Raw genomic sequence first — 12,945 nt, 5'->3', positions numbered from 1 at the left:
TCACCCCTCGCTCAACCCCGGCCGGCTGCGGCAGTCGGCGTCAGGCCGTGCCGCGCCCGTCGTAGCCCCATCGCAGCCCGGCCGTGCGCCAATTGCCTCCGCGGTCGGGGTTGGCTCGAACATTCGGCCACGCAACCAACACTCCCACTGTCTTCCATACTTCGTCATGCCGAGTTGGACGTCAGTAGTCTGGAGAAGTCCTGCGCGTTCTGGACACCCGTCATGGCAATGCCGGGCTGTAGCGCTGAAACGTGGTCAAGCGGCATGAACGATGTCAGATACGAGGACGAGAACTACATGTGTGTGCTCCCAGCACCTCAGGAGTACTTGCGTGCCGGCCAGCACCGACGCCGCGCAGGCCTGAACCACCTCGCGTTCAAACGTCCTTCGCTCGCAGAAGTCGATGCGATCGCTTCTTGGATCACCGAGAACGGGTAGGCGCTGCTGCATCCCGACCGCCGACCGTGTGCAGGCGGACCACACTGCGACGCGGTGTTTTGCGCGGACCGCGATCGGTTCGAACTGGAAGTCGTGGCACCGCGTGCGCAAGGCGTGGCCCAACCCCTCGATCAGGCGGCGCGCCAACGGCGTTGCGCTTGGCTCGCGGGCCGCTGTGCCGCATCATCTGTCCCGCGAGCCAAGCGCCACAGCGTCGTCGTCCGCTTGCCTCGAACGTTCAACCGCATCAACGCAATGCCCATCCACCCCGACCCGAAGTTCATGGAAGCTGCGCTGGCCGAGGCGCGTGGCGCGCTTGAGGCTGGCAATCTCCCGATTGGCGCCGCCATCGTTCACGGAGATCAGATCGTCTCGCTTGGCCGGAACGCCATTGATGTACCCGGTGATGACACACACCACGCGGAGCTCTCTGCCATTCAGGCGATCGCACCGTTCCTGGTTCAGCACAAGCGTCAGTGCACCCTCTACACCACGCTGGAGCCCTGCATGATGTGTCTCGGAGCCATGATCAATGCAGGCATCGAATCGCTTGTCATCGCTCGGCCGGACCCGGACATGGGTGCACTCCGGTTGCTGCCACACGCTGAATACTACGACTTCAAGCGTCGTCGTCTCAACGTCACATCGGGTTTCATGGCCTCAGAGGCCCAGGCGCTGCTCACTGAGTATGTTCGCAGAACGGGGCTGCGTCGGCACCTTTCAGATGCGGCCTGACTGGACGGGTTCGACACACGATGCGCTCGCGCGGCTCGGAGGCGTTCTCCAGCACGACCCTCAGTTGCGCCGACCGTCCTGCTGCTGTGGGGAATCGGGTTTCGGTATCGAAGCTGGCGCCAAAGCCGTTCTGACTGGCTAGCCTTTCGGCCCTTGCTCTGAGCGATGAGGCCTGACCACGCACTCATGGCGAGCGCCAACGGCAGGATGCCGGCACTGCGCCCCGGTTGGGCGCACCATCTGCAGCGCGAGCCGGTCGTCCTACTGTCGGCGCCGCGTTGCCTCACAGGCCCCTCCTCACCTGGAGCCACCAGTGCGCACCACCACGCTACACACCCAGCGGCTTCGATTGGAGCCCTTCGACGAATGTCATCTCGACGGGCTGCATGAGATGCATCGTCTCCCGGAGGTGATGCGGTACGTCGGTGGTCAGACCGAGACCAGGGAGCAAACCGGATCGGTGATTGCACGGGTGAAGCGCTGCTGGGCAGCGTGGGGAACCAGTTGGTGGGCATTCATCGAGACGAAGAGCGAACGCGTCGCAGGTGCAGGCTGCATCCAGTACCTTCGCCGAGACGCCTCGCCACCAGAGGATCTCGAAAGCCTCAAGAACAACCCTCTGGAGATTGGCTGGCGCCTTCATCCCGACTGTTGGGGCCAGGGGCTTGCCACGGAGGCCGCTCGCTGCATGGCGGCTTTCGCCTTCGACAGGTTTCCCATCGAGGAACTGCTCGCCGTCCGACACCCGGAGAACACAGCGTCTGGTCGAGTCATGGACCGCCTGGGCATGCGGCTGCGGGGCCTGGAGCCTTGGTACGGCACAACTGTCGCAACGCACGTCATCACGCGCGGCGAGTGGCAGCACAACTTGTCGGGAGCGAACAAGACCTGACCCCTCGCGCAGGCGGAGCGCCAATGGCAGGCCACCAGGCTCGATCGACCGGTACGCAGTACATTCTCGCCAGTCCGGGCCTGGTGGCATGCCGTCGGCGACCGCTTGGCTCGAACGTTCGGCCGCACAAGGGAGCTTCTTCGCATGTTCACCACCGAGTTCCTGATCACGTCGCTGATCGTCGTTCTCATCCCTGGCACCGGGGTCGTGTTCACTGTGTCCACAGGCTTGGCTCATGGCCGCCGAGCGAGTCTCTTCGCGTCCTTGGGCTGCACGCTGGGCATCGTTCCGCATCTCCTGGCCACGGTACTTGGCCTGGCTGCCGTCATGCACACGAGCGCCATGGCCTTCCAGTTGCTCAAGTACGCAGGCGTCGCCTACCTTCTCTACCTGGCCGTGGCCACTTGGCGCGACCGGTCAGCATTTGCGGTTCAGCCGATGCAGGCCAACGGCAACGCGTTGGGCTTGGTTGTCAAAGCGTTTCTACTGAACATCCTCAACCCCAAGCTCACGATCTTCTTCCTCGCCTTCCTGCCACAGTTCGTACAGCCGGGCGCCCATTCGCCAGTCCTGCAACTCGTGGGTCTGAGCGGTGCATTCATGGCGATGACCTTCGGCGTGTTCCTGTTGTATGGCCTCTTGGCCCATGCATTTCGCAAGTCGGTCATCGAGTCCCCACGCGTCCAAGCGTGGCTGCGCCGCAGTTTTGCAGCAGCGTTCGCCGGTCTCGGCACTCAGTTGGCCATGTCCGAGCGTTGAGGCCTGATCCTCCGCTCAAGCGGGGCGCCAAGGGCAGCCCCCTCCAGGCCCACATGGTGCCCTTGTCCATGTTGCAGCACGCGGGCCCGGCGTCCCGCCGCCGTCTCCCGCTTCGCTCGCGCCTTCGTTGACACAAGGCACGCAGTTCCACATCCCCCAAACTCGGAGGGTCCATGAGTCAGACGGTTCAAGCCATACGTCCCGACCAGGAGGTGATGACCAGGCAGCGCCTGCCGTACTTCATGGGTATCAGCGGAGATTCAGTTGCGTCCTCGGGCCTTTCCATGCATCTGGTGATCATTCCTCCTGGCGCACGGGCTGAACCGCACATTCACTTGGGGTACGAAACCGGAATCTATGTTCTTGAGGGAGTCGTCAAGACTCGCTGGGGCGACATGCTTGAGCACGAGGTCCTCAGTGCTGCGGGTGAATTTCTGTTCATTCCGCCCGGAGTGCCACACGAGGCAATCAACCTGAGTGACACCAGTCCGGCCAGGGCGGTCGTGGCCCGCAACGATCCATCCGAACAAGACAATGTGGTTCCCTACGCGCCGGCCACCCCAGGGGAGAGCGCCGCCTGACCCCACGGTCAAGCGGAGCGCCAACGTCCCGTCACCAAGCCCGGGCGGCTGCGCGCTACATTCTCCGCAGCCCGGGCCAGGCGTCTCGTCGCCGGCTCCCGCTTGCCTCGAACGCCAGGCGCCATGAATGCCATCACCTACCGCGTCGTGGACGTTTTCCCGGAGCCAGCGTACTCAGCGCTCGTCACGGAGGCGTTCTCGGACTACGAAGAGTCACAGTTGCTCAGCGATGTGGCCCACCAGGAGGACGCCGCCAGATCCGGGGCGCCACACAGCATCCATGAGAACACGCTCCGGATCGGTGCATTCCGAGGTGGCGAACTTGTCGGATGGACCTTTGCCCGCCCGGAAGGCGCAAGTCTTCTCTGCATGATCAATTCGGGGGTTGCACCTGCAGAACGACGAAACGGAATCTATTCGGAACTGGTGCGATTGGTGATCGACCACGCGAGATCTCGAGGCTATACCGCCATTCTTTCGCGGCATGCGGCGTCCAACAACGCAGTGATCATCGCGAAACTGAAGCTTGGCTTCTTCGTGTCTGGCTTTGAATACTCGGAAGTCCATGGTCCACTGGTTCGCCTAACCTACCTGATCGGAAGTCTTCGGCGTACCTTGTATCAAGCTCGGTCAACACCCATTCGTCGGGCCAAGCCGAAGACATGACGCACAACCCATCGCGCAAGCGCAGCTCGAACGTGAAGGCGCACAGTTCACCGCCTCCCATCGATGTCGCCCCAATTCAAGACTGTCGCTTTCATTGCCGACCACAGCGGACTGGGCCCACGCCTCACGAGCAAGTTCATGTTCGGTGCGTACGCGCTCTACCTGCACGGCACAGTCGTCGCGTTCGTTGGCGACAACAAGCTGTTCTTGAAACCGACCGATGCTGGCCGAGCGCTGCCAGGCTCTCCGACGGAGGCTCCGGCACACCCTGGATCCAAGAATTGCTTCCTGCTGGAGCAGGAACTCGAAGACCCTGAACTGCTGCGCAAGGCCCTGGAGCGCACGGAATCCGTTCTGCCGCTTCCGAAGCCGAAGCCACCGATTCGCATGCACCCGGTCGCGCAAGGCAAGATCGCCAAGCGCAGCAAGCCCCGCAAGCCGGAGAGTGCGGCCTGACCCTCGGTCAAGCGGAGAACCAACGGCAAGTCGCCAGGCCCGCGCCACGACGCGCTACAGTCTCCGCAGCGCGGGCCTGGCACCACGGCGCCGGCTCCCGCTTCCCTCGAATGCCAGGCATCACACCAGCACCCTTCTGCGCCCCATGAGCACACCCCTTCTCGCTGAGGGCGGCTGCGACTGCAAGTCAGTTCGCTACCGCATGGAATCTGCTCCCCTCTTTGTTCACTGCTGTCACTGCCGGTGGTGCCAAAGGGAGTCAGGCGCTTCCTTCGCACTCAACGCCCTGATCGAGGCAGACAGGGTCACGCACCTCGGCACGGAACCAGAGCTCATCGACACGCCATCCGACAGCGGAATGGGACAGAAGATTGCGCGGTGTCGGAGGTGCAAGGTCGCAGTCTGGAGCAACTACGCTGGTTCGGGGCCGATCATGAGGTTCGTCCGTGTGGGGACACTTGACGACCCCGACCAGTTTCCACCGGATGTACACATCTTCACGGCATCGAAGCAACCCTGGGTGGTGCTTCCTTCCGGCACGCCAGCCTTCGACGAGTACTACGAGCGGGAGGCACTCTGGCCTGCCTCCAGCCTGGAAAGGAGAAGGACGGTCCTTCCGCTCATTGAAGCCTACCAGGCAACGCTGCGCAGCGATGGCTAACCCCCTCGCTCAAGCGAAGTGCCCACGGCGTGGCGCTTGGCCCGCAGGCCGCTGTGCTTCATCATCTGTCCCACGGGCCGGGCACCGTACCCTCGGCACCCGCTGAGCCCGAACGTTGGGCCTCACGGGGCCCACACTTCGCCGGAGGATGACCCATGAAGATCACTGTCTCGACACTCGTTGAAGCTCCACTGCCGGAGGTCTGGCGTTCGTACACGACGCCTGAAGACATCCAGGCGTGGAATGCTGCTTCCTCAGACTGGCACACGACGTCAGCCTCGGTGGACCTGCGACCAGGGGGCAAGTTCTGCTCGCGGATGGAGGCCAAGGACGGTTCGTTTGGGTTCGATTTTGAAGGTGAGTACACGAGGATCGTTCACCACGCGTTGATCGAGTACACCTTCGGTGATCGCGTCGCCGCGGTGAGCTTCGTGGAGCAACCCAACGGAGTGATGGTCTCAGTGGTCTTCGATGGCGAACAGACGCACTCCGAGGAACAGCAACGCACTGGATGGCAGGCAATACTGGACAACTTCGCACGGCACGTGAAGGGCAAGGTCGCGTCCGAGTAGGGACCGTCCGTGCCTTCAACGCCACGGTCGTCGAGTGAACGCACCACCCTCGCTCAAGCGGAGAGCCGACGGTGTGGCACTTGGCCCGCGTGACGCCGCGCTCCACCATCCGTCCTGCAGGTTGCGCACCACACCGCTGTTCTCCGCTGCGTGCGAACCCGAGGTGTCCCTTAGCCGCCATCGCCGGTACATGGAGGTCTGATGCTCAAGCCATTCGTGAACCTTGCCGACGTTGCGTTCACCGACATCGAAGAGAACGGGTACTACACGTCACGTCGAGCCCAGTTCAGCGCGGGAATCGGAGCGCGAAAGCTTGGGTACAACCTGACCGAGCTTCCTCCAGGGAAAGCACAGTGTCCCTTTCATGCGCACCGCGCCGAAGAAGAGATGTTCCTGATCCTCGAAGGCGAGGGTGAGCTGCGATACGGTGCTGACAGGTACCGGATCCGAAAGCACGATGTCATCGCGTGTCCGACCGGTGGACACGCGACCGCACATCAGATCATCAATACGGGAAGCACAACCATGAGGTATCTGGCACTCTCCAACGTGTCCGACATCGAAGTCTGCGAATACCCGGACTCCGACAAGATCGGCGTGCATGCGGATGAACCATCGGCACCAGGCCTGCACGAGATGTTCCGATCTGAAGCCACGGTTGAGTACTATGACCGTGAAAGCAACGTACCGCCAGGGAGTGACGCCTAACCCCACGGTCAAGCGAAGCGTCGCCGGCGCGGCACCCGTCTCGAACATCAGTCGGCACACGCCGGGGCCATCTCCCTCGTCGCCCTCAATTCCAAAGGCGCTCCATGCTGCAGCAAGGTCTGGTGGTGTTTGCAAAGAACAAGAAGCGCATCTCCGCGTTCTATCAGCAGACCTTGGGGCTCCTGGTCGAGGAGTCGGACACGTCGCATGATCTGCTCCGTGGTCGTGGCATGGAGATTGTCGTTCACACCATCCCACGCAGGGTCGCGGCGGGCGTCGTGATTGCAAAGCCTCCAGCGCCACGTGAGGAAACCCCTTTGAAGCCCACCTTCGTGGTCGGCAGTCTTGAGGCAGTCCGTCGTGCCGTCGAGGCCACGGGCGGCTACCTCAAGCCAGCCTCTGGGGCCTGGCACTTCCGCGGACACATCGTCCTTGACGGCTGGGATCCGGAGGGCAATGTCGTGCAGTTCAAGCAGGCCGTGTAGCAGGTTGTGCATGCGCGCACACGGCTCCGCATCGCGTATGCCGCCTCACCCCTCCGCCACGCGGCGAGGCAACGGCAAGCCACGAGGCCGGGCCGGGCGCCTCGGCATCGCCTGCTGCTGACCGCGAACGTTGGCCGGCTCGTGGGAACTTGCGCTGATCGTCGTCAATGCGCCACCTGCCTGAGAGCGCCAAAGTTGCCTGTTCCACCACCTGCGGGGGAAGCAGATGCACTTGCTTCGTAGAAGTCTTGTTCCAGGTCTCGCCGCAGTCGCATTGGCGGCGTCTTCGGTCCGGGCACAGCCAACTTCCTTGCCAACAGCGCCGCCTTTCGTCTCCAAGCCGATCATGGCTGTGCAGGTGACGGGTGACGACAGGAAGGAATTGGTCCTCATGTCCGTCTCGATCCAGCCGACCGGTGCCGTTCCCATGCACACCCATCCAGGCGACTGCGTCGGCTCGGTCGTCGAGGGCACCGTCGAGCTCCTGGTCGAGGGTCAACCTCCCAGACGCATCGCGCCCGGTGAGGCCTACAGCAACCTGCGCGGAACTGTCCATGGATTCCGCAACATGGGCGAGGCGCCTGCCAAGCTGCTCAACAGCTTGTTCGTGGACAAGGATGCGCCTCGGGTGCAGCCGGCCGGTCGGCCTGCAACGCAGTAACGGGGCCGGCAGGCCACCAGGCCAGGGCCTGGTGGTACGGTGTGCATGTGCACCGGCCCGGACCGGGTCCCGGCGCGCTGCCGTCGCTTTCCGCTGACCTCGAACGTGATGCCCACAGCCATGCCCCTCACGCTCTTCGGCTCCCCCGGCTCCGGCTCCGCTGCCGTTGAGATGGCACTTCGCGCTGCCACTGTCGAGTACCGTGTCCTGCGCGCTTCGGCTTGGGAGCCTGACTCGGCAATCACTGCCCTGCGGGAGGTCAATCCGCTGGGTCAGGTTCCAACACTGGTTCTGGCGGACAAGACCGTGCTGACTGAAAGTGCTGCAATCCTGATCTACCTGGGCCTTGAGTTTCCTGGCCACGCCCTACTTCCCGAGACCTCCACCGACAGGGCTGTCGCCCTCCGAGGCCTCATCTTCATCGCAGCCAACTGCTATCCAGCTGTCTCTGTCAGTGACTACCCGGAACGGTGGACCACCGCGACGACGAAGTCGGCACAGGAGCGCGTTCGAGCAGCGGCCCGCGCTCAGCTTCATCGCAACTGGGGCATCTTCTTTGATGCCTTCGCTAGTGAACTCGAACGCACCAAGGAGCATCCAGGTGCGCTTGCCTTTCTGTCGGTCGTGGTGTCCCGCTGGTCGGGAACGCGCCAGTACATCGGGTCCACGCGCAAGACAGTCTCCACGCTGTTGGCCACACTGGAAGCGCATCCAAGGATTGCATGCGTGCTGAGTGAGCAAAGTGCTGCCTAACCCCTCGCCCACCCAGACCGCCATCGGGCCCTGCCGTTGTCACCCGCTCCGCTTGAACGCGCGGCCCTCGAATCCACCAGCGGAACGCAAACAGCACGTCACCAGGGCCCGGCCAGCGGTCCGCGGTACATTCTCGACAGTGCGCACTGGGCATCTTGCCGTCGCCACCCGCTTGGCTTGAACACGGGGCGTCGCAGCCTCCACGATCTTGGCACTCCACCGCCGAACCGTCGCGATGGGCTTGCTCGCTGGCTGTTGGTCCGCGGCGGCAACGGCACAGGCCCTCGATGCACCGAACGTCGTCGTCATCGGCCCGAACCTGGTCACGTCTGGCCAACCAACGGCCCAAGCCTTGGCCAGGCTGTCTCAGCAGGGCTTCGAAGCCGTCATCTATCTTGCTCCGAGCTCCGTGCCCGACGCGGTCGGGACGGAGCCGGAGGTCGTGGCCCAGCAGGGCCTGGAGTTCATCCACCTTCCCGTTCCCTTCGGCTCGCCGACCGAAGGCCACTTCGAGTCGTTCGCAGCCGCCCTGCAGCGACTGAAGGGCCGGAAAGTCCTCGTGCACTGCCAAGTGAACATGCGTGCTTCGACGATGGTCTTCCTGTATCGCGTCATCTTCGAGAAGGAGAGCCCTGCCAGCGCATGGGAGTCCGTCACGCGGGTCTGGTCGCCGGAGGGTCCGTGGAAGCGCCTGGCGCTGTCCCAGATGGTCAAGCACGGCATCAAGTTCGACCCGTTCTGAGCTGTCAGGGCGACGGCTCACGACTCGCCCGCGCGAGACCTCGACGATGTGGCCCATGGCGGGCCATCCGCCGTGCTTCCTCATCCGTCCAACGGAGCAGGCTCCTCACCGCCGGCCCCGCTGGGCTCTAACATCGGCCAAGTTGCTGGAGGCTCACATGCCACGTTACTCGCCTGCTGCCCTTGTGCTGCTGTCCACCTTGGGCGGTGTCATCCATGCCCAGCAGCCCGATGCCGCCCGTCCGACATACCAACTGCGGATGAACCAGGCCCAGCCAGGAAGTCTGGACCGCAGTCCCATGGCTTCCAACGCGCCCTACCCGCTGGACAAGCGCTACGAGCAGTTCACCGAAACGGAGAAGAACACGCTCCGCTCGTTCTACGAAGGCATGCCAGCCACTGACGACCCGCCGTTCCCGTTGTCAGGAATGAAGGGAGTCATTGCGGATCTGGGCAAGATCGCCACTCTGCAGCAATCCGAAGGGGACATCACGATCTTCGTTGCTGTCAACGAGCAAGGAGAAGCCACGAGCGCCAAGCTGTTGAAGTACCCAAGCCTGGAGATCGCCCAGGCGGTGGCATTTGTTCTGATCAAGACGAAGTACAAGCCCGCGCGTTGCAGCGGCCAGCCCTGCCCCCAGGACTTCCCGTTTCGGTTCCGGCTGACTTCGCAGTGACGTCGATCTGTCGGTCGAGCGGAGAGCCAACGGAGGGTCAGCAGGTGCGCGCGCCGCCGAGCCTCGTGTTGCGCCCCACGTCCCGGGACGATCCATTCCGCATGCGGACATCCAGGGAGCAGCCTTGAATGAGATCAAGGGCATCGTTCTTGCACTGGTTGCGACGTCTCTGTTGGGGGCAAGCGCCACGAGCCCACAAGACGTCGGCCCGAAGGCGCCCTTCAACGTCGCGCCTCCCGCCGCCGCCCTGGCGATCCACGGGGCGTCACTGCGGTTCGTGCGCCAGCGCAGCGGCCTGCCCGTGCCGTCGAAGACCATCGCGGCGGCCTTCGCGCGCGCTGCGGAGGAGGTCGCCACTGCGGCGCGGCAGAGGATCGCCAGCCTCGTCGCAACGCCTGCCAGCGGCCTGTCTCGCTTCTGCGGCCGCGAGTCGCTGGGACGGTCCCGCGGGGCCCGCCCGTCGCGTGCCTCGAGCGGTCGACGCTCGTTGAAGACTCGCCGCCACCGTGGCGCAGCCGGGCCGCGCCGGTTCGGACTACAGTCGCTGCCGTTCGCACCTGTCGTCCCGCCCTCGTCGCCCGCTGGACCCGCACATCGGGGTGCGCAGGAACCACGCCGCGGCGCCGGTTGGAAGGAGATCCCTGTGTTGAAAGGCTCTTGTCATTGCGGCGCAGTGCGTTGGTCGTTCGATGTCCATCCAGAGGGCGCCACGGCGTGCAACTGCACGGTCTGTCGCCGCTACGGGGCGCTCTGGATCTATGACTACGAGAACGAGAACGTCCACGTCACCGGGACCACGGCCTCGTACATCAGAGGCCAGGCGATCGAGTTCCACTTTTGCCCTGCATGTGGCTGTGTGTCGCACTGGCGCGCGCAGCGTGCCGACGACGAGGGCCGTCGAAGGCTGGCAGTGAATGTGCGGCTGTCGGAACCACAGACTGTCGCAGGCATCCCGATCGATCGCTTCGATGGCTTGGACACCTTCGACGACCTCCCGCGAAACGGCAAGTGCGTCTCGGACTACTGGTTCTGAACTGGTCGGCCCAGGGAGACGGCGCCCGCGAACGGAACGGGGCATACGGCGACAGACGGCAGGGCGCGCACCCCTTGCCGGCCGGGCTTCGGTCGCCCGTCCCGACGGCATCGCGTTCGCGCGGGCGTGATCGCGTCCACCCGCTGCCGGGCCACCCTGCGCAGGCCGCCGGTGCGTGTGCCCGCGGTGGCAAGCGCGGTGCGCGTTGATCGTCAGTCCAGTCCCACGCACGCCGAGTCCCGTGGCCGGCCCACGCCCAGTGGTCTGCCGAACTGCACCGCGTCGCCGAAGGGGCCCGAATGCCGCGGTGCGGTCCCGTGAACGCGAAGGAGATCAGTGCTGCGCGCATCACGGTCGGCCGTGGCGTCGGTGTGGTACGGTGTCGTCGTCTGCATCGCTGCCGGTCCCGGCACCACGCGTCGGGCATCGTCCAGAACCTCGCAACTGAGCCGGCTCGTCGTCGAGAGGTGCACGCCGGGTCCAGGCGCCTTCTCGGACTGGACCGTCGCGCGGACGCTGCGCCCCGGCCATGCAGATCGGCCGGTGGTTCTGCGAACCACCGTGGTGCGGCGCACACGACTCCACCTCATGCAGTCCGAACACGAAGCCTCAGCATCCATCGTGCGCGCGTTCTGGCGCCTGATGGCGACGAACGACTTTCATGCGGTCACTGCCTTGCTCGCAGAGGACTTCGTTCTCGATTGGCCGCAGTCCGGTGAACGCATCCGTGGGCCGGAGAACTTCGCGCGTGTGAACGCCGAGTATCCGACCGAGGGCGTCTGGAAGTTCGCGCTGCGGAGGCTCGTCGCACAAGGCCGCGACGTCGTCACGCATGTCGAGGTCACCGACGGGAAGCAGTCAGGCGAAGCCATCTCGTTCTTTCAGTTGCATGACGGGAAGGTCCGGTCCATCGTCGAGTACTGGCCCGATCCCTTCGAGCCGGCTGCCCATCGGAGGCACCTCGTCGAACGCAGGGCAGCGGACGGCCCGGCGCTCCCGGGGCTGCCTGCTGCCTGATGCGCCGGTCCCGCGCCGTGCTGCGTTGCGCTGCACGCCGCAAGGAGCCGCAGCGCGTCCACCGAGACAGTGCCCGTCCCTCCGGCGGTCGGGCGTGGGTGGTTGCCGCGCAACACGGCACTGCGAGGTCCTTCACGCCGACAATCCGTCCACACTGCTCGGAGTTGTCACATGCCCTGGATCCTGCTGCTCGTCGCCGGCCTGCTCGAGGTCGGCTGGGCCATCGGTCTGAAGTACACCGAGGGCTTCACCAAGCCCGTCCCGTCGGTCCTCACGCTGGCGGCCATGGCCGGCAGCGTCGTCCTGCTGGGCATCGCCATGAAGTCGCTGCCGGTCGGCACGTCCTACGCCGTGTGGGTGGGGGTCGGGGCCGTTGGTACGGCCATCCTCGGCATGGTCCTGTTCCACGAGCCGGCAACGGCAGGGCGGATCGCCAGCCTCGGGCTCATCGTGGCGGGCATCGTCGGGTTGAAGCTCGCCACGCCGGCTTGAAGACGTCTTGCGGCACCTGCGCGAACCACGGCCAGGAATCGCCTGCCACGCCGGCCGACGGTGGGGCTTGCGCGGCTGCGCGACCAACCTCGCCCTGGGCAGGCCGGCACGCGGAGCATCGTCCATCCCGCCTGTCCCGGATGGCAGTGAAGGCGCTGCCGCTCGCTGCATGGGTGGCCTTGCCCGCCGCGGGTTGCGGCGGCGGCTCTGACCTCGTTGCCGCGACGACGGCAACGACGTGCGTGACGTCGTACGCCTTCGCGACCGTGCGGAACATCAACGGATTGCTTCCCCGGTACCAGAGGCTCGATGTCCGGATGGGCAGTGTCGTTCACTGCCACCGTGACCCTGTGCGACCTGGCACCCGCGGCGTGCGCGGGGTTGCAGACCTTCAGCCTCCGCGCCGGGGTCACCCTGCCCCGGGGCTGGCTGGATCCTCGGACAGGGTCCATCCCAGCCACACCCATGGAGGCGCGCGAGATCCTGGGCGCCCGCATCGTCGACGCCGACTTCCCCGGCTTCGCCGGTGGCACGACGGTGCTCACGTGCTTGGCCGTCACCGCGTAGCCTGCACGCAGGTGCCGCGGCTCCACCGCCCGCCTTGGACGTGGCGGCCCG

The 12,945-nt window shown here is 64.9% G+C and carries 17 protein-coding genes; all 17 read left to right on the top strand.

Going from position 1 to position 12,945, the window contains the following annotated elements; all coding sequences use genetic code 11:
* Positions 1 to 693: 693 nt before the first annotated feature.
* Positions 694 to 1,173: a nucleoside deaminase gene (locus tag ACPOLB_RS23405; protein ID WP_425258450.1), complete on the top strand. Its 480-nt coding sequence runs from the start codon at positions 694 to 696 to the stop codon at positions 1,171 to 1,173.
* A 313-nt stretch (positions 1,174 to 1,486) separates the two neighbouring features.
* Positions 1,487 to 2,065: a GNAT family N-acetyltransferase gene (locus ACPOLB_RS23400; protein WP_425258449.1), complete on the top strand. Its 579-nt coding sequence runs from the start codon at positions 1,487 to 1,489 to the stop codon at positions 2,063 to 2,065.
* A gap of 144 nt (positions 2,066 to 2,209) precedes the next feature.
* The gene (locus ACPOLB_RS23395) at positions 2,210 to 2,824 is read left to right on the top strand and encodes a LysE family translocator (protein WP_425258448.1); all 615 of its coding nucleotides are present in this window, start codon (positions 2,210 to 2,212) and stop codon (positions 2,822 to 2,824) included.
* Positions 2,825 to 2,997: 173 nt separating this feature from the next.
* Positions 2,998 to 3,405: a cupin domain-containing protein gene (locus ACPOLB_RS23390; protein ID WP_425258447.1), complete on the top strand. Its 408-nt coding sequence runs from the start codon at positions 2,998 to 3,000 to the stop codon at positions 3,403 to 3,405.
* A 123-nt stretch (positions 3,406 to 3,528) separates the two neighbouring features.
* A complete protein-coding gene (locus tag ACPOLB_RS23385; protein ID WP_425258446.1) occupies positions 3,529 to 4,071 on the top strand; it encodes a GNAT family N-acetyltransferase in 543 nt (180 codons plus the stop codon).
* A 63-nt stretch (positions 4,072 to 4,134) separates the two neighbouring features.
* The gene (locus tag ACPOLB_RS23380) at positions 4,135 to 4,527 is read left to right on the top strand and encodes a TfoX/Sxy family protein (protein WP_425258445.1); all 393 of its coding nucleotides are present in this window, start codon (positions 4,135 to 4,137) and stop codon (positions 4,525 to 4,527) included.
* A gap of 145 nt (positions 4,528 to 4,672) precedes the next feature.
* A complete protein-coding gene (locus ACPOLB_RS23375) occupies positions 4,673 to 5,188 on the top strand; it encodes a GFA family protein (protein ID WP_425258444.1) in 516 nt (171 codons plus the stop codon).
* Positions 5,189 to 5,343: 155 nt separating this feature from the next.
* Entirely contained in the window at positions 5,344 to 5,760 is a 417-nt protein-coding gene (locus ACPOLB_RS23370) for an SRPBCC domain-containing protein (RefSeq protein ID WP_425258443.1), read from the top strand.
* A 201-nt stretch (positions 5,761 to 5,961) separates the two neighbouring features.
* Positions 5,962 to 6,468 carry a cupin domain-containing protein gene (locus tag ACPOLB_RS23365; RefSeq protein ID WP_425258442.1) on the top strand — a complete coding sequence of 169 codons (507 nt, stop codon included), beginning with the start codon at positions 5,962 to 5,964 and terminating at the stop codon, positions 6,466 to 6,468.
* 104 nt (positions 6,469 to 6,572) lie between these two features.
* Positions 6,573 to 6,953, top strand: a complete 381-nt coding sequence (locus ACPOLB_RS23360) for a hypothetical protein (RefSeq protein ID WP_425258441.1) — start codon at positions 6,573 to 6,575, stop codon at positions 6,951 to 6,953.
* 346 nt (positions 6,954 to 7,299) lie between these two features.
* Positions 7,300 to 7,614, top strand: coding sequence for a cupin domain-containing protein (locus ACPOLB_RS23355; protein ID WP_425258440.1), 315 nt, complete (start codon positions 7,300 to 7,302; stop codon positions 7,612 to 7,614).
* 120 nt (positions 7,615 to 7,734) lie between these two features.
* Positions 7,735 to 8,367, top strand: a complete 633-nt coding sequence (locus ACPOLB_RS23350; protein WP_425258439.1) for a glutathione S-transferase — start codon at positions 7,735 to 7,737, stop codon at positions 8,365 to 8,367.
* Between the two features lie 235 nt (positions 8,368 to 8,602).
* A complete protein-coding gene (locus ACPOLB_RS23345; protein WP_425258438.1) occupies positions 8,603 to 9,109 on the top strand; it encodes a protein tyrosine phosphatase family protein in 507 nt (168 codons plus the stop codon).
* A gap of 157 nt (positions 9,110 to 9,266) precedes the next feature.
* Positions 9,267 to 9,785 carry a hypothetical protein gene (locus ACPOLB_RS23340; RefSeq protein WP_425258437.1) on the top strand — a complete coding sequence of 173 codons (519 nt, stop codon included), beginning with the start codon at positions 9,267 to 9,269 and terminating at the stop codon, positions 9,783 to 9,785.
* A gap of 124 nt (positions 9,786 to 9,909) precedes the next feature.
* Positions 9,910 to 10,818: a DUF2277 family protein gene (locus ACPOLB_RS23335; RefSeq protein WP_425258436.1), complete on the top strand. Its 909-nt coding sequence runs from the start codon at positions 9,910 to 9,912 to the stop codon at positions 10,816 to 10,818.
* Positions 10,819 to 11,406: 588 nt separating this feature from the next.
* On the top strand, positions 11,407 to 11,835 hold the full coding sequence (locus tag ACPOLB_RS23330; RefSeq protein ID WP_425258435.1) for a nuclear transport factor 2 family protein: 429 nt from the start codon (positions 11,407 to 11,409) through the stop codon (positions 11,833 to 11,835).
* A gap of 171 nt (positions 11,836 to 12,006) precedes the next feature.
* Positions 12,007 to 12,327, top strand: coding sequence for a quaternary ammonium compound efflux SMR transporter SugE (gene sugE, locus ACPOLB_RS23325; RefSeq protein WP_425258434.1), 321 nt, complete (start codon positions 12,007 to 12,009; stop codon positions 12,325 to 12,327).
* The last annotated feature ends 618 nt before the right edge of the window (positions 12,328 to 12,945 follow it).

Origin of the sequence: Rubrivivax soli, from assembly GCF_049810355.1 — a bacterium.
Lineage (GTDB): Bacteria > Pseudomonadota > Gammaproteobacteria > Burkholderiales > Burkholderiaceae_C > Rubrivivax.
The sequence above is the reverse complement of the archived record's forward strand: the minus strand, read 5'-3'. Positions and strand labels throughout refer to the sequence as shown.

Coding starts and splice junctions, on each gene's coding strand:
- ACPOLB_RS23375 (WP_425258444.1), top strand. CDS start 4,673: ATGAGCACACCCCTTCTCGCTGAGGGCGGCTGCGACTGCAAGTCAGTT.
- ACPOLB_RS23385 (WP_425258446.1), top strand. CDS start 3,529: ATGAATGCCATCACCTACCGCGTCGTGGACGTTTTCCCGGAGCCAGCG.
- ACPOLB_RS23355 (WP_425258440.1), top strand. CDS start 7,300: ATGGCTGTGCAGGTGACGGGTGACGACAGGAAGGAATTGGTCCTCATG.
- ACPOLB_RS23365 (WP_425258442.1), top strand. CDS start 5,962: ATGCTCAAGCCATTCGTGAACCTTGCCGACGTTGCGTTCACCGACATC.
- ACPOLB_RS23340 (WP_425258437.1), top strand. CDS start 9,267: ATGCCACGTTACTCGCCTGCTGCCCTTGTGCTGCTGTCCACCTTGGGC.
- ACPOLB_RS23345 (WP_425258438.1), top strand. CDS start 8,603: ATGGGCTTGCTCGCTGGCTGTTGGTCCGCGGCGGCAACGGCACAGGCC.
- ACPOLB_RS23360 (WP_425258441.1), top strand. CDS start 6,573: ATGCTGCAGCAAGGTCTGGTGGTGTTTGCAAAGAACAAGAAGCGCATC.
- ACPOLB_RS23405 (WP_425258450.1), top strand. CDS start 694: ATGCCCATCCACCCCGACCCGAAGTTCATGGAAGCTGCGCTGGCCGAG.
- ACPOLB_RS23330 (WP_425258435.1), top strand. CDS start 11,407: ATGCAGTCCGAACACGAAGCCTCAGCATCCATCGTGCGCGCGTTCTGG.
- ACPOLB_RS23350 (WP_425258439.1), top strand. CDS start 7,735: ATGCCCCTCACGCTCTTCGGCTCCCCCGGCTCCGGCTCCGCTGCCGTT.
- sugE (WP_425258434.1), top strand. CDS start 12,007: ATGCCCTGGATCCTGCTGCTCGTCGCCGGCCTGCTCGAGGTCGGCTGG.
- ACPOLB_RS23395 (WP_425258448.1), top strand. CDS start 2,210: ATGTTCACCACCGAGTTCCTGATCACGTCGCTGATCGTCGTTCTCATC.
- ACPOLB_RS23380 (WP_425258445.1), top strand. CDS start 4,135: ATGTCGCCCCAATTCAAGACTGTCGCTTTCATTGCCGACCACAGCGGA.
- ACPOLB_RS23370 (WP_425258443.1), top strand. CDS start 5,344: ATGAAGATCACTGTCTCGACACTCGTTGAAGCTCCACTGCCGGAGGTC.
- ACPOLB_RS23390 (WP_425258447.1), top strand. CDS start 2,998: ATGAGTCAGACGGTTCAAGCCATACGTCCCGACCAGGAGGTGATGACC.